Source organism: Streptomyces sp. NPDC042371 (assembly GCF_056437465.1).
The window spans coordinates 106,639-126,303 of record NZ_JBWKAP010000010.1; the positions used below are offsets into that span (position 1 = coordinate 106,639).

The following is a 19,665-nucleotide window of genomic DNA, read 5'->3' on the forward strand; positions in this document are numbered from 1 at the left end:
GCTCTCAGACTCCGTCCGTACGGTGCGGTGCATGGGTACTAAGACAGATGACGCGGCCGCCGCCAAGGGCGCGGCCGGGACCGGGGCCGAGGCCGACGAAGTGACCGGGGCCGGAACGCCGGACGCGGTCGACGTCACCAAGTCCGACGCGGCCGAGGCCACCGGGCCCAAGGACGCCGAGCCCGAGGGCACCGCGGACGCCGAGGCCACCAAGGCCGCCGAGGCCGCGGCCGACACGGACGAGGACGACTCGGACGAGTCCGACACCGACGCCGCCCCCGTCGCGACCGCCAAGTCCACCGGCGTCGGCCAGGGCGCCGCGGCCGTCGTCTCCACCGCACTCGGCGTGATCGGCCTCTCCGGCGGCTGGGTCGGCACGATCGCCGGGGCACGCTCCAACATCATGGGGCAGCTGGAGACCAAGCAGTCCGCGAGCGTCTCCGACCAGCTCCAGGCCCTCTACGGCGACTCCTGGCAGGCCACCGCGCTGATCGCGGGCCTCTTCGCGGTCTCCGCGCTCGTCGTCGGCTTCCTCGTGCTGGTCCGGCCCGCGTTCGGCGCCCCCGGCAAGGAGCAGGCGCCGTGGATCAAGTCCGTCGCGTGGGCGGGCTTCGTGCTCGGCGTGATCGGCCTCGTCCTGGCCATCGCCAAATACTCCGACCTGCTGCTCGGACTGCCGTCCGCACCTTCCTGAGCCGCCTGCCCTGCGCATGAGGCAGGGAACGGGACACCTAAGGCAAGGGCGGGGCGGGGGCTAAGGCCCCCGCCCCGCCCTTCGTCGTGCCTAAGGCCCCCCGGCCTCAGGAGATGCGGCACCCGCCCGATGTGGGCGACCCCCCTGGGAGAAGAAAGTGGAGACATCGCAGAGAGCGATACCGGCGATACCACCGAAAACCCGAGGGGCACCAGATGTTCGAGTACGAGATGCACCAGATGCGCGCCGCCGAGCTGGTCCGGCAGGCCGACCACCACCGCCTGGTCGGCGAGGCCCGCAAGGTCCGCGCCGCCGCCCGCCGATCGGCCCGCTACGAAGCCGAGGGGCCGGTGATCACGCCGCTCCGGAAGATCCGCTTCACGCGGACCGCCTGAGGTGACGAGGCCTGTGCCGGTGTCCGCTCCGCGGATAACGGGTGCCGCACCATCCACGCACTGTGCGATGCTCGCGGCTGTGGAGACCAGGTCCGTCAGCCCGGTGTTCGTCGGCCGCACCGATGAACTGGGTGTACTGAAAGAAGCGCTCGCCCGCGCCACGGGCACCCCGCTCGCAGGAGCCGGGGGCCCCGGCCCGGGCGAGCCGCAGGCGTTGCTGCTCGGCGGCGAGGCAGGCGTCGGCAAGACCCGCCTCGTCGAGGAGTTCACCGCGGCCGCCGAGGAGCGGGGCGCCGTCGTCGCCATCGGCGGCTGCGTCGAGATCGGCGCCGACGGCCTGCCGTTCGCCCCCTTCTCCACCGCGCTGCGCTCGCTGCGCCGCAGGCTCCCCGAGGAGCTGGCCGCCGCGGCCGAGGGCCAGGAGGAGGAGCTCGCCAGGCTCCTGCCCGAACTGGCAGGACCCGCCCCGCACGGACACGCCCCCGGCGGCCGACCCGACGAACAGGGCATGGCCCGTCTCTTCGAGCTCACCGCACGCCTCCTGGAGCGCCTCTCCCGCGACCGCACCGTCGTCGTCGCCCTGGAGGACCTGCACTGGGCCGACGCCTCGACCCGCCACCTCCTCGCCTACCTCTTCCGCACCCTGCGCGGCGGCCGCCTCGTCCTCCTCGCCACCTACCGCGCCGACGACATCCACCGCCGCCACCCCCTGCGCCCCCTCCTCGCCGAACTTGACCGGCTGCGCACGGTGCGCCGCGTCGAACTGGGCCGCCTCAGCAAGGACGAGGTCGCCCGCCAGATGGCCGGGATCCTCGCGGTCGAACCCGAACAGTCCCTGGTGGACGACATCTTCGACCGCTCCGACGGCAACGCGTTCTTCGTCGAGGAGCTCGCCGTCGCCTCCTGCCACGGCGGCAGCTGCGCGGGCCTGACGGACTCCCTGCGCGACCTGCTCCTCGTCCGCGTGGAGGCGCTGCCCGAGGACACCCAGCGGGTGGCGCGGATCGTCGCCGAGGGCGGCTCCACCGTCGAGTACGAGCTGCTCGCCGAGGTCGCGGGGCTCGGCGAGGACGACCTGATCGAGGCGCTGCGGGCCGCGGTCGGCGCCAACATCCTGCTCGCCTCCCCGGACGGCGACGGCTACCGCTTCCGGCACTCCCTGGTCCGCGAGGCCGTCAGCGACGACCTGCTGCCCGGCGAGCGCTCCCGCATCAACCGCCGCTTCGCCGAAGCCCTGGAGGCCGACCCCGCGCTCGTCGCCGCCGACCAGCGCGCCGCCCGCCTCGCCACCTACTGGTACTACGCGCACGACGCGGCCAAGGCCCTGCCCGCCGTCCTCCGCGCCTCCGTCGAAGCCCGCCACCGGCACGCCTACAGCGAACAGCTGCGCCTCCTCGAACGCGCGATGGAGCTGTGGGACGACGCCCCGGCCGCCGTCCGCGATGAGCTCCGCCCCGCCGACTACGTAGAGGGCTACCCCCCCTGCGGCTGCGACCCCGCCACCACCCCCCTGCGCTACCTGGACCTGATGGCCGAGGCCACCGTCGCGGGGCGCCTCTGCGGCGAACGCGACCGCGCCCTGAAAATCACCAAACGCGCCCTGCGTATCCTCGACGAGGAGAACGACCCGCACCGCTCCGCCTGGTTCTGGATCGCGCGCTCCCGCCTCATCTCGACCCTCGGCCGCGGCGACGGCTGGGCCGAGATATCCAAGGCCCAGGAACTGATGCGCGGCCTGCCGCCCTCCGAGGTGCACGCCGACGTCCTCGTCTACCGCGCCTCCTGGGGCATGCTCCACGACCCGGGCCCGGAGACCCTGGCCGCCGCCGAACGCGCCGTCGAGTACGCCCGCATGCTCAAGGCCGACACCATCGAGCTCAACGCCCGCCTCACCCGCGGCGCCCTCCTCGTCGAGGCGGGCGACCCCGAGGCCGGTCTCGCCGAGATGTACGAAGTCAGGGACCGCGTCGTCCGCGACGCCCTGGTCACCGACCTGAGCCGGGCCCACATCAACCTCCCTTCCTCGCTCGAAGGCGTCGGCCGCTCCGCCGAGGCCGTGCAGGTCGCCATGGAGGGCATCGAGTTCTGCCGGAAGTACGGCCTCGTCGACACCGAGGGCTGGGTCTGGGCCAACGCCGCCGAGTCACTCATCTCCCTGGGCCGCTGGGACGAGGCGGCCGAAGCCGTCGCGCACACCCAGCGCTGCGTCCAGAGTTCAAAGCCCCGCGTCTCGGCCGCCGAACGCCTGGCCCGCATGGCCCTCTTCCGCGGCGACCACGCCGCCGCCACCCGGCACATGCAGAGCGCCCACCACCACCTCGGCACCCACGACCCCCAGCCCCAGTACCTCCTCGTCCTCCTCCGCATCGCCCTGGGCGTCGCCGCCGCCGAGGGCCGCATCCTGGACGGCCGCGCCGAACTCGAACGCAGCCTCGACACCGGCCTCCCCCTCGGCACCTACAAGTACGGCTGGCCCCTGCTGCTCGCCGCCGCCGAGATGGAGGCCGACGCCCGCGGCCTGCCCGCCGCCGAGCCCGGCCGCCCCGCCGCCCTCGCACGGATCCGCTCCGCCGCCAGATCCCTCAACACCCCCATCCCGCTCTGGCGGGCCTACGACGAGTGGACCCGCGCCGAACTCCTGCGCTCTGAGGGCCGCGACACCCCCGCCCAGTGGTCGACCGTGGTCACCGCCCTCGAACCGCTCGACCGCCCCTTCGATCTCGCCCGCGCCCGACTGCGCCTGGCCGAGTCCCTGCTCGGCCCGGACACCACCGACCGCGAGCGCGCCGCCCACCTCCTGCGCCAGGCGGCGGAGGTCGCCGACCGGCTCGGCGCCCGGCCGCTCTCCGACGCGATCACCGGACTCGCCCAGCGCGCCCGCCTCACCCTGAACCCCGCCGAGGCGACCCGCGCCCCCGCGGCCCCGGCCGACCCCGCCGAGGCGCTGGGGCTCACCAGCCGGGAGCGGGACGTCCTGCGGCTGGTCGCCGTGGGCCGCAGCAACCGGCAGATCGCCGAGGAGCTCTTCATCTCCCCGAAGACGGCGAGCGTCCACGTCTCCAACATCCTCGCCAAGCTGTCCGTCACCGGCCGCGGCGAGGCCGCCGCACTCGCCCACCGGCTTCGGCTGTTCCCGACGAAGGGCAGCGAACAGGCGAAGGGCAGCGCGCAGGCGGTGCGCTGACCTGCACGTTTGCGCGTGCGCTTCCGTGCCCCAGCAGGACTTTGGCGGCCTCGATTACGCTGGACTGCGATATCTCGGCTCCTGGGAGGCGCAGTGTTCAACGCGATCGAGGCCCTGTTCGCGCCGGGGCGCAAGCACACCGACGACGAACAGAAGCGGCTGGAGCTGACCCGCGTCGACCTCGCCGACGGCGACCCGGGGCGCGGGCCGATAGACCTGACCTCCGGCAAGGTGGTCGTACGCCCGCCCGTGCCGTCGCCGCGCGCCGACGAGTCCCCGAACTCGTCCTCGGAGGAGACATCCCGCCCCGGTGAGCCGGACAGCTGACCTACTTCACCCGCACCTCCAGGATCTTGTCGTCCCCCTTCTCCGGCGTGCCCCGTGAGTCCGTCTCATTGGTGACCAGCCACAGCTTGTCGCCGCCCGCCGCGAGCACCGTGCGCAGGCGGCCGTGCTCGCCCTCCAGGAATGCCTGCGGCTCCGGATCGCCCTCCACACCCCGCACCGGGACGCGCCACAGCCGCTCGCCGCGCAGACCCGCCATCCAGACCGAGCCCTCGGCATAGGCGACACCGCTCGGTGAGGCCTCGGAGGTCTTCCACTGGGCGACCGGATCCCGGAAGCCCTCCTTGCCTTCCTTGCCCTCGACCTCCGGCCAGCCGTAATTCCCACCGGGCTTGATTTCGTTCAGCTCGTCCCAGGTGTCCTGGCCGAACTCCGACGCCCACAGCCGCTTCTGCTCGTCCCAGGCCAGGCCCTGCACATTCCGGTGCCCGTACGAATAGACGGGGGAGTCGCCGAAGGGATTGCCGGGGGCGGGCTCGCCGTCCGGGGTGAGGCGGAGGATCTTGCCGCCCAGGGAGTCCTTGTCCTGTGCGAGGTCCGTGTCCCCTGTTTCCCCCGCGCCCGCGTACAGCATCTTGTCCGGGCCGAAGGCGATCCGGCCGCCGTTGTGGATCATGCCCTTCGGGATGCCCTTGAAGACCGTGTCGGGTGCGCCCAGCTGCTCGCCCGAGGGCTTCTTCTCGTCGTACAGCATCCGGGCGATGCGGTTGTCGGACTCCGTGGTGAAGTACGCGTACACGAAGTGGTCCGAGGCGTACGACGGGGAGAGGGCGAGGCCCAGCAGGCCGCCCTCGCCGCCGGGGGAGACGCCCGGCACCGAGCCGAGCTCCGTCTTCTTGCCCGTCTTCCCGTCGACCCGGATGATCGTCCCCTCGTCGCGCGAGGACACCAGCAGATCGCCCCCGGGCAGCGGCGCGAGGCCCCAGGGGGATTTGAGGCCCGTGGTGAGGGTGCGGGTGACCTTCGCCGAGCCCTTCTCCGGCGGGGCCTCGGCACCCGCCTTCCCGGTGGCGGACCGGCTCGGCTCGTCCCGCGTCGGCGGGCTCCCGGCGCGGTCCGGCTCATCGCCGCCGCCGGACGAGCACCCGGCCGCGAACACGAGGGCGGCAGCGGCCATCACGGCTGTAACAGCAGGTCGTTGCACGATCAGGATCCCTTCGACGCAGCGCTTCCACTGTTCATACACCGCTCGCGCCCCGCAGGTTCCCGATCCGCTCAGTCCCACGACCCCAGCGCGGGCGGCAGCGCCGCGATCTCCGCCAGGTCCCTCTCGGTGAGCCGGATCGCCGAGGCCCCGGCGTTCTCTACCGCCCACCGCTCCCGCTTGGCCCCGGGAACCGGCACCACATGCCGCCCCTGCGCCAGGACCCAGGCCAGCGCGGCCTGCGCCGGTGTCGCCCCGTGCCGTTCCGCCACCCTGCGCAACCCCACCACCAGCGGCTGGTTGGCGGCCATCATCTCGGCGGTGAAGCGCGGATGGCGGGCCCGCAGGTCGTCGGGTTCGAAACCCTGGCCCGGCTTCAGCGTCCCCGTGAGGAAACCATTTCCCAACGGCATCGCCGCGAGCAGTCCGACACCGCGCGCCACGCACCACGGCAGCAGCGTGTCCAGCGCCTCCGGCGACCACACCGACAGCTCGGCCTGCACCGCGCTCACCGGAAACACCTGCTGCACCCGTTCCAGCTGCCGGATGGTCGCGTCATAACGCCCCGGTCCTGTGCGCCCCGGCGCAGGACGCCGCTGAGCGCGCGCCCCCACCGCGCACAACCCCAGGGCCCTCACCTTTCCCGCGGCCACGAGTTCGGCCATGGCGCCCCAGGTCTCCTCGATGGGGATCTCGGGGTCGGCGCGGTGCAGTTGGTAGAGATCGATGGTCTCCGTCTGGAGCCGTCGCAGCGACGCGTCGCAGGCCCGCTTCACATAGCCGGGGCGGCCGTTGGCGACGATGTGCTGCTCGCCCACCAGCAGCCCGCACTTCGTCGACACGAACGCGTCGGAGCGCCGCTGCTTCAAGACCCTGCCGATCAACAGCTCGTTGGTGAAGGGCCCGTACATGTCCGCCGTGTCGAGCAGCATCCCCCCGCCGTCGCCGCCCCCCACCGCGTCCAGCGCCGCGTGCAGGGTGCGCACCGACGCGTCGCCACGCTGCCGCGAGCCGGTGTACGCCCAGCTCATCGGCATGCAGCCGAGTCCGACGGCGCCCACTTCGAGCGCCCCCGCGCCGATCGTCCTGCGCTCCACCTGGTCGTGCCCTCCCGCTCCTCGTTCGGAGATCATCCAAACTAACCGCTTGCCACAGTGGCCTCGACCGTTGCCCTCCCGAGGGCGGCGCACGCCGGTGCGCATTAGCCTCCAGGCCATGACGACTGACGTATGGCTTCCGTTTGAAGCACACGACATCCCGGGGCTGCCCGATGCCGCCGAGGCCGGTCTCACCTACCGTTTCTGGGACGGCGGACCGGAGTTCCCCGCCGACCCGGCCGACTGTGCCTTCTATGTGGTGCCCTATATGAAAGCCACGGAGATCGCGGTACGTCCCTTGTCCGCGATGGCGTCCGTACGCGTCGTACAGACACTGACCGCGGGCATCGACCACGTGGAGCCAGGCATCAAGTTCCTCGCACCCGGTGTGCAGTTGTGCAACGCCCGCGGTGTCCACGAGGCCAGCACCGCCGAGCTCGCGCTCACCCTCGTCCTCGCCTCGCTGCGGGGTGTCCCGCGCTTCGTCGAGGGGCAGCGGCAGGAGGAGTGGAGGTCCGGTTTCTATCCGGCGCTGGCCGACAAGTCCGTGCTCATCGTGGGATACGGATCGATCGGTTCCGCCATCGAGGACCGGCTCACCCCCTTCGAATGCGCGCGGGTGGCGCGCGTCGCGCGCTCTGCCCGTGCCACGGAGCGCGGCCCCGTGCACCCGCTCGTCGACCTGCCCTCCCTGCTGCCCCAGGCGGACGTCGTCATCCTCTCGACACCGCTCACCGAGGCCACCCGCGGACTGGCGGGCGCCGACTTCCTGGCCCGCATGAAGGACGGCGCACTGCTCGTGAACGTGGCCCGCGGGCCCGTGGTCGACACCAAGGCGCTCCTCGCCGAACTGGAGTCCGGCCGCATCACCGCCGCCCTCGACGTGACCGATCCTGAACCGCTGCCCGCAGGTCACCCCCTGTGGCACGCTCCAGGGGCACTTGTCAGCCCGCACGTGGGCGGCTCGTCCTCGGCGTTCCTGCCCCGCGCCAAACGGTTGCTGGCCGCGCAACTGACCGAGTACGTCGCCGGACGGCCCCTGGACAACGTGGTGCTGACAACGGGCAGTTGATCGCCTGAGAGCGATTTGCGCACGCTCCGCGCCTGTCCGTGCGCTCCCCGTGTCCGCATCCCCGTCCGCAGTCACGGAGCGTAGAGGAGCTATGTCCCTGAGTGACGAGTCTGGTGTATCGTCCCGACAGGGGATGCGCCGTGGACCGTTCGGCGCGGGGATGAGACATCAGACTGCGAGGGGGGCGACGGGCGATGCACGGCCTATGGGTGGACGATCCGACGCGGCGGGACCTCAGCCGGCGACTCCGGCGCACACCGACCCGCAGACGCAGGCAAGCCGGGAGCCGCACGAGCGGCCGTCGCCGCACACCACAGCGCCCCTGTCGGCCCGGTCGGCGCACGGGCCGGGCGGATACGGGGGCGACACGGACCGGGGCAGCCCGGTGAGCGCCCGCGTGACCTCCGCTCCCGTCCTCGGCGGGGGCGTGGCGGCGCTGCCGCCCAGGGTTCCACTGGTCCGGCGCCCGCTGCCGGGAGGCCGTGGCCTCATCTCCCAGCTGGCACTCCTGATGGTCTGCGGGGCGTATGCCGCCGGATCGGCGCTCGGCTGGGGATCCGACCGACTGGCCCTGATCATGGGCGACTTCGGACTGAGCTTCGCCGCGGCGGCCGCCGCGGTCTCCTGCTTCCGGTACTCCCGCACCCGACGAAGCCGCTTTCGACCCGCATGGCTGCTCTTCGCGCTCTCCTCCGCGATGGCAGCCGTCGGAAACGGCGTGTGGGGCTGGTACGAGGTCGTGCTCCAGCGCCCCGTGCCCAGCCCGGGCTTCGCCGACCTGTTCTTCCTGTGCTTCGCCCCGCCCGCCATCATCGGACTGCTCGTGCTCGCCAAGCGTCCGGTGACGAGGGCGGGCTGGGGGTGTCTGGCCCTCGACTCCTGGCTGATCGGGGGCTCGCTCCTCACGCTCTCCTGGAGCCTCGCCCTCGCGCACACCGCGCAGTTCGAGGGGCAGAGCGTCGCGTTCGCCGCGCTGTCGCTCGCGTACCCGCTGCTCGACATCGCGCTGGTCAGCATGGTCCTCGCGCTGCACTTCAGACGGTCGTCGGCCAACCGCACCGCGGTGAACACCGCGATCGGCGCGCTGGCCCTGACCGTGATGTGCGACGCGCTGTTCACCTCGCCGCTGCTGCACGCCAGTTACCGCTCGGGTCAGATGCTCGACGCCGGCTGGTTCGCGGGTTCGCTGCTCCTTGCGTACGCCCCGTGGGCCGCACCCTGGCACGCGCGCGGCGGGCCCGGAGCGGGTCACCCGCGCGTGCAGTACGACAGCGGGCCCGAGGAGCCGACCCCAGCGACCCGTCCGATCGCCGGATCGCTGGCCGCCCTCACGCCGTATCTGGCCGCCGCCGTCTGCACGTTGGGGATCCTCTACAACGTGCTGAACGGCCGCAGTGTGGACCGCGTGGTGCTCTTCACCGCGGGCACCGTGGTCCTCGCGCTCGTGGTGCGCCAGGGCATCATGCTCCTGGACAACATCACGCTCACCCAGGAGCTGGCCCAGAAGGAGAACCACTTCAGGTCGCTGGTCCAGGGTTCGAGCGACGTCATCATGATCGCCGCGCCGAACGGCATCCTGCACTACGTGAGTCCGGCCGCCTCCGGGGTCTACGGCAGGGATGCCGAAGAACTGGTCGGTTCCGAACTCGCCTCCCTCATGCACCCCGAGGACCTCGGCCGGGTCGTCCACGAGGTCCGCAGGTTCCTCGCCGCCAACCCCGTCGAGGAGCCCACCACCCGCATCGAGTGCCGCTTCAAGTCCGGCGACGGCGACTGGCTGAACGTGGAGTCCACCGTCAACCGCCACCAGGGCGGCCTCATCTTCAACAGCAGGGACGTCACCGAACGGGTCAGGCTCCAGGCGCAGTTGCAGCACAACGCCGAGCACGACCCGCTGACCGACCTGCCCAACCGCGCCCTGTTCACCCGGCGCGTGAGCCAGGCGCTGACCGGCCGCAGGGTGACCGACCGCGGCACGGCCGTGCTCTTCATCGACCTCGACGGCTTCAAGGGCGTCAACGACACCATCGGACACCAGGCCGGTGACGAGCTCCTCATCCAGGCCGCGCGCAGACTCCAGGAGGCGGTGCGTTCGGGCGACACCGCCTCCCGGCTCGGCGGCGATGAGTTCGCGGCCCTCATCGTCGGCGACGGGACCCGGGACCAGGCCGCGAGAGAACAGCACATCTACGAGCTCGCCGACCGGCTGAGAATCACCCTGTCCCAGCCGTACGCCATCGACGGCAACGACGTGCGCGTGGCGGCGTCCATCGGTGTGGCCTTCGCCGAACCGGGCGTCGGCGCAGGGGAGTTGCTCCGCAACGCCGACCTCGCGATGTACCGCGCCAAGGCCGCGGGCAAGGGCCGCGTCGAGCTGTACGCACCCCAGATGCAGGCCGACGTCGTCCGCAAGGCGGAGCTCGCGACCCGGCTGCGCGCCGCCCTGCACGACGGCGAGTTCGCGCTGCTCCACCAGCCCGTCGTCTCCCTGGACGACGGCCGGATCACGGCGGTCGCCGCCCAGGCCCGCTGGCGCTCGGCGCAGGGCATCCTCTTCACGCCCGCCGAGTTCCTGCGGGTGTCCGACTCCGGAGAGGGCCAGGACGGCCGCGCGGGCGAGCTCGGGCGCTGGATGTTCGAGGAGGCCGTGGAGCAGGCCGCCGAGCGCGGCCGGACCGGGCACGCCGTGCCCGTCGCCGTCCGGATGAGCGCGCGCCGCCTCCTTGACCGCTCCATGCCGCTGGGCTCCATCGAGGCGCTCCTGACCCGGCACGGACTGCCCTCCGGCGCACTCATCATCGAGCTCGCCGAGACCGACCCCAGGGTCTCCCTGGACGATCTGGAGCGCCGCCTCGCCGCACTGCGCAGGCTCGGCGTGCGCATCGCGCTCGACGGCTTCGGCAGCGGGTACGCGGCGATCACGGCCCTGCGCAGGCTCCCCATCGACGTACTGAAGCTGGACCGCGGCCTCATCGAGGGCGTAGTGGAGTCCGCGCGGCTGCACAAGATCACTTCAGGACTGCTGCGCATCGCGGGCGACCTGGGGCTGGCTTCCGTGGCCGACGGCGTCGACCTGCCCGAGCAGGTGGTGGCCCTGCGCGCGATGGGCTGCACGCACGGGCAGGGGATGGCGTTCGCCGGGCCGCTCGACGAGTACCGGCTGCGCCGGGCGCTGACGATCGGTGAGTATCCGGTGCCGCACGGCCCGGCCGAGCCGGTCTTCGTCGGCGGCCGTCCCGCGTCGTACGCGGGCGGCTCCGCGGCGGCGTACGGCGGCCCCTCCGGGGCGTTCGCGGGCGGCGCCTCCGCTTATGCGGTCGGGCCTCCGGGGACGTACACAGGCGGCCCCTCCACCTATGCGCGTTCACATAATGAGACCCCCGTCCCACCTACTTGACAGGTACTGCGTGCCGGGGGGAGGGTCAATGCCATGCGCACCCGAATTCTCGTACTTGGAAAGCGCGTCGGCTGAAGCTGGGACTGACCGGTCCGAATACCGGATCCCCAGCGACCGCACCCGGCGCGCTCCCCTCGCTTGCCTCACGGCACGAGGGGTTTTTTGTTGCACTGGCACCTGCCAAACCCCCGCAAACACCCCGCAAAAACCCTCAGCTTCGAGAAGAGAATGCCGATGACCGAGCAGGCCACCGGGGCCCACCATCCGCAGCCGCGGCCCCGATCCTCAGGACAGCAGTCCGCCCCCGTCGAGCACGTGACGGGTGCGCAGTCCCTCATTCGTTCTCTCGAGGAAGTCGGGGCCGACACGGTGTTCGGCATTCCGGGCGGCGCCATCCTCCCCGCGTACGACCCGATGATGGACTCCACCCGGGTGCGGCACGTCCTGGTCCGGCACGAGCAGGGCGCGGGCCACGCCGCCACCGGTTACGCGCAGGCCACCGGCAAGGTCGGCGTCTGCATGGCGACGAGCGGCCCCGGCGCCACCAACCTGGTCACCCCGATCGCCGACGCCCACATGGACTCCGTCCCGATGGTGGCGATCACCGGCCAGGTGGCCTCCAAGGCCATCGGCACGGACGCCTTCCAGGAGGCGGACATCGTCGGCATCACGATGCCGATCACCAAGCACAACTTCCTGGTCACCAAGGCCGAGGACATCCCGCGGACGATCGCGGAGGCCTTCCACATCGCTTCCACCGGCCGTCCGGGCCCCGTCCTCGTGGACATCGCGAAGGACGCGCTGCAGGCGCAGACGACGTTCTCCTGGCCGCCGCAGCAGGACCTGCCCGGCTACCGCCCGGTGACCAAGCCGCACGCCAAGCAGATCCGCGAGGCCGCCAAGCTCATCACCGCGGCCAAGCGCCCGGTCCTCTACGTCGGCGGCGGCGTCCTGAAGGCCCAGGCCACCGCCGAGCTGAAGGTCCTGGCAGAGCTCACCGGAGCGCCCGTCACCACCACACTGATGGCGCTCGGCGCATTCCCCGACAGCCACCCGCTGCACGTGGGAATGCCGGGCATGCACGGTGCGGTCACCGCCGTCACCGCGCTGCAGAAGGCCGACCTGATCGTCGCCCTCGGAGCCCGTTTCGACGACCGCGTCACCGGCAAGCTGGACAGCTTCGCCCCGTACGCGAAGATCGTCCACGCCGACATCGACCCGGCCGAGATCGGCAAGAACCGCGTCGCCGACGTGCCGATCGTCGGTGACGCCCGCGAGGTCATCGCCGACCTCGTCCAAGCCGTCCAGGCCGAGCACACCGAGGGCCACACGGGTGACTACGCCGCCTGGTGGAACGACCTCAACCGCTGGCGCGACACCTACCCCCTGGGCTACACCCAGCCCGAGGACGGCTCGCTCTCCCCGCAGCACGTCATCGAGCGGGTCGGGCAGCTCGCCCCGGAGGGCACGATCTTCGCGGCGGGCGTCGGCCAGCACCAGATGTGGGCCGCGCACTTCATCGAATACGAGAAGCCCGCCACCTGGCTCAACTCCGGCGGCGCAGGAACGATGGGCTACGCGGTCCCGGCCGCGATGGGCGCCAAGGCCGGACGGCCCGACCGCACGGTCTGGGCGATCGACGGCGACGGCTGCTTCCAGATGACCAATCAGGAGCTCACCACCTGCGCCCTGAACAACATCCCGATCAAGGTCGCCATCATCAACAACGGCGCCCTCGGGATGGTCCGCCAGTGGCAGACGCTGTTCTACAACCAGCGTTACTCCAACACCGTGCTGCACAGCGGTCCCGAGGACATCGGCCCCAACAAGGGCACCCGCGTCCCGGACTTCGTGAAGCTGTCGGAGGCCATGGGCTGCGTGGCGCTGCGCTGCGAGCGCCCCGAGGACCTGGACAAGGTCATCGCCGAGGCCAACGCCATCAACGACCGGCCCGTCGTCGTCGACTTCATCGTCCACGAGGACGCCCAGGTCTGGCCGATGGTGGCCGCAGGCACCTCGAACGACGAGGTCATGGCCGCCCGGGGCGTCCGCCCCGACTTCGGCGACAACGAAGACGACTGAGACCGAGAGCGAAAGAGAGACCAAGAGTCATGTCCACCAAGCACACGCTCTCCGTCCTGGTCGAGAACACCCCCGGCATCCTCGCCCGGATCGCCGCACTGTTCTCCCGCCGCGGCTTCAACATCGACTCGCTCGCCGTGGGCGTCACCGAGCACCCCGACATCTCGCGCATCACCATCGTCGTGAACGTCGAGGACCTGCCGCTCGAACAGGTCACGAAGCAGCTCAACAAGCTCGTCAACGTCCTGAAGATCGTCGAACTGGAGCCGGGCGCCGCGGTGGCCCGCGAGCTCGTCCTCGCGAAGGTCCGCGCGGACAACGAGACCCGCTCCCAGATCGTCGAGATCGTCCAGCTGTTCCGCGCCAAGACCGTGGACGTCTCCCCGGAGGCCGTCACCATCGAGGCGACCGGCAGCAGCGACAAGCTGGAGGCCATGCTCAAGATGCTGGAGCCGTTCGGCATCAAGGAGCTCGTCCAGTCCGGCACGATCGCCATCGGCCGGGGCTCCCGCTCCATCACGGACCGCAGCCTGCGGGCCCTCGACCGGACCGCATAGCGACAACCGGCCCGCATAGCGAGACCGGCAGACTTCCCTTCCCCCGCCCGCCGTACGGTGGGACGCAACACCAGCACACATAGGAGATTCCCAGTGGCCGAGCTGTTCTACGACGACGATGCCGACCTGTCCATCATCCAGGGCCGCAAGGTCGCGGTCATCGGTTACGGCAGCCAGGGCCACGCCCACGCGCTGTCGCTCCGTGACTCGGGTGTCGACGTCCGCGTCGGTCTGCACGAGGGCTCCAAGTCCAAGGCGAAGGCCGAGGAGCAGGGCCTGCGCGTGGTCACCCCGTCCGAGGCGGCGGCCGAGGCCGACGTCATCATGATCCTGGTGCCGGACCCGATCCAGGCCCAGGTCTACGAGGAGTCCATCAAGGACAACCTCAAGGACGGCGACGCGCTGTTCTTTGGCCACGGCCTGAACATCCGCTTCGGCTTCATCAAGGCCCCCGAGGGCGTCGACGTCTGCATGGTCGCCCCCAAGGGCCCGGGCCACCTGGTCCGCCGCCAGTACGAGGAGGGCCGCGGCGTTCCGTGTATCGCGGCCGTCGAGCAGGACGCGACCGGCAAGGGCTTCGCGCTGGCGCTCTCGTACGCCAAGGGCATCGGCGGCACGCGTGCGGGCGTCATCAAGACGACCTTCACCGAGGAGACCGAGACCGACCTCTTCGGCGAGCAGGCCGTCCTCTGCGGTGGCACCGCGGCGCTGGTCAAGGCGGGCTTCGAGACGCTGACCGAGGCCGGTTACCAGCCGGAGATCGCGTACTTCGAGTGCCTCCACGAGCTGAAGCTCATCGTCGACCTCATGTACGAGGGCGGCCTGGAGAAGATGCGCTGGTCGATCTCCGAGACCGCTGAGTGGGGCGACTACGTCACCGGCCCGCGCATCATCACCGACGCCACCAAGGCCGAGATGAAGAAGGTCCTCACCGAGATCCAGGACGGCACCTTCGCCAAGAACTGGATGGACGAGTACCACGGTGGTCTGAAGAAGTACAACGAGTACAAGACCCAGGACGAGAACCACCTCCTGGAGACCACGGGCAAGGAGCTGCGCAAGCTCATGAGCTGGGTCAACGACGACGACGCGTAAGCCGTGAGGACAAGGGCCGGGGCAGCTGCCCCGGCCCTTGTCCAACGTGTCCAGCCACGGACGAGTGATCCTTCCATCGAGGCGCACGACGACCTCCGCGGCGCCACTACACTTCTGTTCAACATTCGCGTCGGGCCCACAGCGTCGTGCGTCTTCCACGCGGCTAAGCGACTCCGCCTGCGGCCGTCGGGACGGCCGTCCGCAAGGGACTTGTGAGGACTCACGTGAGCACTGCTGCCACCGGCAAACCCGTCGTACTCATCGCTGAAGAGCTGTCGCCCGCCACCGTCGACGCGCTGGGCCCGGACTTCGAGATCCGCCAGTGCAACGGCGGGGACCGTGCCGAGCTGCTGCCCGCGATCGCCGACGTCGACGCGATCCTGGTGCGCTCCGCGACCAAGGTCGACGCCGAGGCCATCGCCGCCGCCAAGAAGCTGAAGGTCGTCGCCCGCGCGGGCGTCGGTCTGGACAACGTCGACGTGTCCGCCGCCACCAAGGCAGGCGTGATGGTCGTGAACGCCCCGACCTCGAACATCGTCACGGCCGCCGAGCTCGCCTGCGGCCTGCTCCTGGCCACCGCGCGCAACATCCCCCAGGCCAACACCGCCCTGAAGAACGCCGAGTGGAAGCGCTCGAAGTACACGGGTGTCGAGCTGGCCGAGAAGACCCTCGGCGTCGTCGGCCTCGGCCGCATCGGTGCCCTTGTCGCCCAGCGCATGAGCGCCTTCGGCATGAAGGTCGTGGCCTACGACCCGTATGTGCAGCCCGCGCGCGCCGCCCAGATGGGTGTGAAGGTCCTCTCCCTCGACGAGCTGCTCGAGGTCTCGGACTTCATCACCGTGCACCTCCCCAAGACGCCGGAGACCCTCGGTCTCATCGGCGACGAGGCGCTGCACAAGGTCAAGCCGACCGTCCGCATCGTGAACGCCGCGCGCGGCGGGATCGTCGACGAGGAGGCGCTGCACTCCGCCCTCAAGGAGGGCCGCGTCGCGGGCGCCGGTCTGGATGTGTACGCGAAGGAGCCCTGCACGGACTCCCCGCTCTTCCAGTTCGACCAGGTCGTCTGCACCCCGCACCTCGGCGCCTCCACGGACGAGGCGCAGGAGAAGGCGGGCATCGCCGTCGCCAAGTCGGTGCGCCTCGCCCTCGCCGGTGAGCTCGTGCCGGACGCGGTGAACGTGCAGGGCGGCGTCATCGCCGAGGACGTCCGTCCCGGCCTGCCGCTCGCCGAGAAGCTCGGCCGGATCTTCACCGCGCTCGCCCAGGAGGTCGCGGCCCGCCTCGACGTCGAGGTGTACGGCGAGATCACCCAGCACGACGTGAAGGTGCTCGAACTGTCCGCGCTGAAGGGCGTGTTCGAGGACGTCGTCGACGAGACCGTGTCGTACGTGAACGCGCCGCTGTTCGCCCAGGAGCGCGGCGTCGAGGTCCGCCTCACCACGAGCTCCGAGTCGCCGGACCACCGCAACGTGGTCACCGTGCGCGGCACGCTCTCCGGCGGCGAGGAGATCGCGGTCTCCGGCACGCTGGCCGGGCCCAAGCACCTCCAGAAGATCGTCTCCATCGGTGAGTACGACGTGGACCTGGCGCTCGCCGACCACATGGTCGTCCTGCGCTACGCCGACCGTCCGGGCGTCGTCGGCACGGTCGGCCGTGTCCTCGGCGAGGCGGGCATCAACATCGCGGGCATGCAGGTCGCCCGTGCCGACGTGGGCGGGGAGGCACTCGCCGTTCTCACCGTGGACGACACGGTGTCGCAGACGGTGCTGAATGAGCTCTCCGAGGAGATCGGTGCGGAGTCCGCGCGTGCGGTTGACCTCACGGACTAGGGGTTCTGCTGGGCGGCGGCTTCGGTCGCCGTAGATCACCGGCTTCGCCGAGTTCGTCCTCAAACGCCGGACGGGCTTGAACCACCAAGCGCCGGACGGGCTGGAATTTCCAGCCCGTCCGGCGCTTGCGCGTGCGGGGTCCTTACGCCGGTACGCGCTCGGAATCGGCCGCCTCGGGCGCCTCTTCCCGTACCCGCACCCTTCGCAGCGCCACCGCCGCCAGCCCCGCCGCCCCGAGCAGCAGGACCGCTCCCGTCACCGCCGCGGCGTGCATGCCGGTGGTGAAGGCCTCCCTGGCCGTGGCCAGGAGGGCGTCGCCCGTGCGGGTGGGGAGGTGGGAGGCCGTCGCCACCGCGCCCGCCAGGGTCTCGTGGGCCTCGGCCGGAGCCGTGTCCGGGATCCGGTTCTGGTAGATCGTGTTGCCGATGGAGCCGAGCAGCGCCATGCCGATCGCGCCGCCGAACTCCTGCCCCGTCTCCAGGAGCGAGGCCGCCGTGCCCGCCTTCTCCGCCGGGGCCGCGCCGAGCGCCAGGTCGGTGAGTTGCGAGCCGACGATGACCGCGCCGCAGGCCAGCACGCCCGCCCCGGCGAGCACGAGCCAGAGCGATGACGTGCCCGTCAGCGCGAGCAGGCCGTAGCCGCAGGCGGAGACGGTGAAGCCGGTGGCGACGACGTGGGCGCGGTCCATGCCGCGCTGCACGAGCGCCGTGGCGACGGGGGCGGCGAAGCCGATGAGGACCGAGGGCAGCAGCGCCCAGAGCGCGGCCTCCATCGCGCTCTTGCCGAGCACGGACTGCAGATACTGCGTGGTGAAGTACGCCGAACCCATCATCGCCAGCGAGGAGATGAGGTTCAGCGAGACGGCGGCACCGAAGGCGCGGCCGCGGCCGCGGAACAGGTCCGGCGAGATCATCGGTGACGCCGCGGTGCGCTGGCGGAGCACGAAGAGGGCGGCGAAGACGAGGCCGACGGCGACGGACGCGACGTAGGGGAGTTCGACGCCCTCGGACGGCATCTCCTTGAGGCCCCACACGAGCGGCAGCACGGCGGCCATCGACAGCGGCACGCTCAGCAGGTCGAAGCGGCCGGGACGCGGGTCCTTGGACTCCGGGATCAGCAGCGGCGCGAGGACCAGGAGCAGCACCATCGCGGGCAGGTTGACCAGGAAGACCGAGCCCCACCAGAAGTATTCGACGAGGACGCCGCTGAGCACCGAGCCGAGGGCGATTCCGGCCACCAGGACGCCCTGCCAGATGCCGATCGCCTTCGCCCGCTGACCGGCGTCGCGGAACAGGGTGCGCACGAGCGCCAGGGTGGACGGCATCAGGGTCGCGCCGCCGATGCCGAGGACCGCGCGGGCCGCGATGAGGGTTTCCGCGCTGTTCGCGTACGCGGCGACGAGCGATGCGGCGCCGAAGGCGGTGGCGCCGAGCAGGAGCAGCCTGCGGCGGCCGATGCGGTCGCCGACCGCGCCCATCGTCATCAGGAGTCCGGCGAGGACGAAGGCGTAGATGTCGAAGATCCACAGCTGTTGGGTGCCGCTGGGCTCCAGGTCCGCGGTGATCTCCGGGATCGCGAAGTAGAGGACGGAGACGTCCATCGAGACCAGGAGCAGCGGGAGCATCAGGACGGCGAAGGCGGTCCATTCCTTGCGGGTGGCGCGCGGGTTCGTCTGCATGGAGAGGACTGTACGGGCGTCTTATACGGCTGTCTAGTACGAGTGTGTAGGACGTTCGTATGGGGTCGGCGTAGGGTGCCTCGCATGGGACACCGTGAAGATCTGCTCGAAGGCGCCAAGCGCTGTCTGCTGGAGAAGGGGTTCGTGCGTACGACGGCCCGCGACATCGTCAAGGAGTCGGGGACGAACCTCGGGTCCATCGGCTACCACTACGGGTCCAAGGACGCGCTGCTGGTGGAGGCGTACATCGCGCTCGTCGAGCCACTCGGGACCGACTTCGAGGGGGTGCGGACCGAGGCGGACGCCGACGAGGACGGCATGGAGCGCTTCGCGCGGGTGTGGGGCAACATCATCCGCTCGGTGCCCGAGATGCGGCCCATCTGGATGATGACGCTGGAGGTCATCACACAGGGCGAACGCCTCGCCGGTATCCGCGAGTTGCTGATCGACGCCCAGAAGGAGGGGACCGCCGGTCTCGCGGCGCTGTTCACCGGCATCGAGGAGAGCGAGCTCCCCGAGGACCTCGTGGAGAGCGAGGGTCGCTTCTACACCACGCTCCTCAACGGCCTGATGGTGCAGTGGCTCTTCGACCCGGACTCCGCGACGACCGCCGAGCAGCTCACCGAGGGGCTGCGGCGCGTGATGGACCGGGCGGCCAGAACCGGCTGAGGCCGGCCCGCAGTGCGGACCGGCCTCAGGGAAGGGTGGTTACGACCACTTGATGCAGGCGGCGGGGATCCAGCCGCGCTTCTTGTTGAACTCGCTGCCGTACAGCCACTTGGTGCTGGTCTTGCCGCACAGCTTGTACTTCTGGCCCGTGTAGAAGTGGCCGTCGTTGCAGAGGCTGCCCTTCTTGCCCTTGTTCCACTGGCTGACGGCGGTGGCGCTCACCTTGGCGTGGGTGCGCACCTTCACCGCCTCCTTGGCGGGGACGTTGACGATCTGCCGCGAGCAGTCGGGCTTCGACGCGGCGACGGCGGTCCCGCTCGTGGCGACGGTGGTGCCGACGAGCGCGAGGGCGGAGAAGGCGACCGCGGGGGCCAATACCCTGAACTTCATGAGGTGTTCGTTCTCCCATACGTGGGGGGACGGAATG

15 protein-coding genes are annotated in these 19,665 nt (G+C 71.0%); 11 read left to right on the forward strand and 4 right to left on the reverse strand.

Features of this window, described 5'->3' with window-relative positions; all coding sequences use genetic code 11:
• The first annotated feature begins 31 nt into the window (after nt 1-31).
• From AC068B_RS28965 to AC068B_RS28980, 4 genes are all read left to right on the forward strand, one after another.
• Nucleotides 32-694 (forward strand): hypothetical protein, encoded by a 663-nt coding sequence (locus AC068B_RS28965; protein ID WP_478674569.1) that lies wholly within the window; start codon nt 32-34, stop codon nt 692-694.
• Nucleotides 695-909: 215 nt separating this feature from the next.
• Nucleotides 910-1,089 carry a hypothetical protein gene (locus AC068B_RS28970; RefSeq protein ID WP_478674570.1) on the forward strand — a complete coding sequence of 60 codons (180 nt, stop codon included), beginning with the start codon at nt 910-912 and terminating at the stop codon, nt 1,087-1,089.
• 67 nt (nt 1,090-1,156) lie between these two features.
• Nucleotides 1,157-4,273, forward strand: a complete 3,117-nt coding sequence (locus AC068B_RS28975; protein WP_478674571.1) for a helix-turn-helix transcriptional regulator — start codon at nt 1,157-1,159, stop codon at nt 4,271-4,273.
• A gap of 93 nt (nt 4,274-4,366) precedes the next feature.
• A complete protein-coding gene (locus AC068B_RS28980; RefSeq protein WP_478674572.1) occupies nt 4,367-4,600 on the forward strand; it encodes a DUF6191 domain-containing protein in 234 nt (77 codons plus the stop codon).
• Nucleotide 4,601: 1 nt separating this feature from the next.
• On the opposite strand, the gene AC068B_RS28985 is transcribed toward AC068B_RS28980, so the two are convergent.
• Both AC068B_RS28985 and AC068B_RS28990 read right to left on the reverse strand, forming a co-directional pair.
• The gene (locus AC068B_RS28985; RefSeq protein WP_478674573.1) at nt 4,602-5,735 is read right to left on the reverse strand and encodes a PQQ-dependent sugar dehydrogenase; all 1,134 of its coding nucleotides are present in this window, start codon (nt 5,733-5,735) and stop codon (nt 4,602-4,604) included.
• A gap of 98 nt (nt 5,736-5,833) precedes the next feature.
• Entirely contained in the window at nt 5,834-6,859 is a 1,026-nt protein-coding gene (locus AC068B_RS28990) for an aldo/keto reductase (protein ID WP_478674748.1), read from the reverse strand.
• A 118-nt stretch (nt 6,860-6,977) separates the two neighbouring features.
• Between AC068B_RS28990 and AC068B_RS28995 the strand changes: the two genes are divergently transcribed.
• From AC068B_RS28995 to serA, 6 genes are all read left to right on the forward strand, one after another.
• Nucleotides 6,978-7,931 (forward strand): 2-hydroxyacid dehydrogenase, encoded by a 954-nt coding sequence (locus AC068B_RS28995; protein WP_478674574.1) that lies wholly within the window; start codon nt 6,978-6,980, stop codon nt 7,929-7,931.
• Between the two features lie 511 nt (nt 7,932-8,442).
• Nucleotides 8,443-11,328: a putative bifunctional diguanylate cyclase/phosphodiesterase gene (locus AC068B_RS29000; RefSeq protein WP_478674749.1), complete on the forward strand. Its 2,886-nt coding sequence runs from the start codon at nt 8,443-8,445 to the stop codon at nt 11,326-11,328.
• A gap of 234 nt (nt 11,329-11,562) precedes the next feature.
• On the forward strand, nt 11,563-13,410 hold the full coding sequence (locus tag AC068B_RS29005) for an acetolactate synthase large subunit (protein WP_478674575.1): 1,848 nt from the start codon (nt 11,563-11,565) through the stop codon (nt 13,408-13,410).
• A gap of 29 nt (nt 13,411-13,439) precedes the next feature.
• Nucleotides 13,440-13,967, forward strand: coding sequence for an acetolactate synthase small subunit (gene ilvN, locus AC068B_RS29010; RefSeq protein WP_055700890.1), 528 nt, complete (start codon nt 13,440-13,442; stop codon nt 13,965-13,967).
• A gap of 93 nt (nt 13,968-14,060) precedes the next feature.
• Nucleotides 14,061-15,062: a ketol-acid reductoisomerase gene (gene ilvC, locus AC068B_RS29015; protein ID WP_356256987.1), complete on the forward strand. Its 1,002-nt coding sequence runs from the start codon at nt 14,061-14,063 to the stop codon at nt 15,060-15,062.
• A gap of 224 nt (nt 15,063-15,286) precedes the next feature.
• Nucleotides 15,287-16,891 (forward strand): phosphoglycerate dehydrogenase, encoded by a 1,605-nt coding sequence (gene serA / locus AC068B_RS29020; protein ID WP_478674576.1) that lies wholly within the window; start codon nt 15,287-15,289, stop codon nt 16,889-16,891.
• Between the two features lie 142 nt (nt 16,892-17,033).
• Here the strand turns inward: serA and AC068B_RS29025 are convergent, their stop codons facing one another.
• The gene (locus AC068B_RS29025) at nt 17,034-18,569 is read right to left on the reverse strand and encodes an MFS transporter (protein WP_478674577.1); all 1,536 of its coding nucleotides are present in this window, start codon (nt 18,567-18,569) and stop codon (nt 17,034-17,036) included.
• Nucleotides 18,570-18,653: 84 nt separating this feature from the next.
• On the opposite strand from AC068B_RS29025, the gene AC068B_RS29030 reads away from it, so the two are divergent.
• Nucleotides 18,654-19,238 (forward strand): TetR/AcrR family transcriptional regulator, encoded by a 585-nt coding sequence (locus AC068B_RS29030; RefSeq protein WP_478674578.1) that lies wholly within the window; start codon nt 18,654-18,656, stop codon nt 19,236-19,238.
• Nucleotides 19,239-19,277: 39 nt separating this feature from the next.
• Here AC068B_RS29030 and AC068B_RS29035 read toward each other — a convergent pair whose 3' ends face one another.
• Nucleotides 19,278-19,628 carry a hypothetical protein gene (locus AC068B_RS29035; protein ID WP_478674579.1) on the reverse strand — a complete coding sequence of 117 codons (351 nt, stop codon included), beginning with the start codon at nt 19,626-19,628 and terminating at the stop codon, nt 19,278-19,280.
• Nucleotides 19,629-19,665 lie beyond the last annotated feature (37 nt).

What these genes read in the sequence shown, in the direction of transcription:
- AC068B_RS28965 (WP_478674569.1), top strand. Translation starts at nt 32, where the DNA reads ATGGGTACTAAGACAGATGACGCGGCCGCCGCCAAGGGCGCGGCCGGG.
- AC068B_RS28975 (WP_478674571.1), top strand. Translation starts at nt 1,157, where the DNA reads ATGCTCGCGGCTGTGGAGACCAGGTCCGTCAGCCCGGTGTTCGTCGGC.
- AC068B_RS29025 (WP_478674577.1), bottom strand. Translation starts at nt 18,569, where the DNA reads ATGCAGACGAACCCGCGCGCCACCCGCAAGGAATGGACCGCCTTCGCC.
- AC068B_RS29030 (WP_478674578.1), top strand. Translation starts at nt 18,654, where the DNA reads ATGGGACACCGTGAAGATCTGCTCGAAGGCGCCAAGCGCTGTCTGCTG.
- ilvN (WP_055700890.1), top strand. Translation starts at nt 13,440, where the DNA reads ATGTCCACCAAGCACACGCTCTCCGTCCTGGTCGAGAACACCCCCGGC.
- AC068B_RS28985 (WP_478674573.1), bottom strand. Translation starts at nt 5,735, where the DNA reads ATGGCCGCTGCCGCCCTCGTGTTCGCGGCCGGGTGCTCGTCCGGCGGC.
- AC068B_RS28970 (WP_478674570.1), top strand. Translation starts at nt 910, where the DNA reads ATGTTCGAGTACGAGATGCACCAGATGCGCGCCGCCGAGCTGGTCCGG.
- AC068B_RS29035 (WP_478674579.1), bottom strand. Translation starts at nt 19,628, where the DNA reads ATGAAGTTCAGGGTATTGGCCCCCGCGGTCGCCTTCTCCGCCCTCGCG.
- AC068B_RS28995 (WP_478674574.1), top strand. Translation starts at nt 6,978, where the DNA reads ATGACGACTGACGTATGGCTTCCGTTTGAAGCACACGACATCCCGGGG.
- AC068B_RS29005 (WP_478674575.1), top strand. Translation starts at nt 11,563, where the DNA reads ATGACCGAGCAGGCCACCGGGGCCCACCATCCGCAGCCGCGGCCCCGA.
- AC068B_RS29000 (WP_478674749.1), top strand. Translation starts at nt 8,443, where the DNA reads ATGGTCTGCGGGGCGTATGCCGCCGGATCGGCGCTCGGCTGGGGATCC.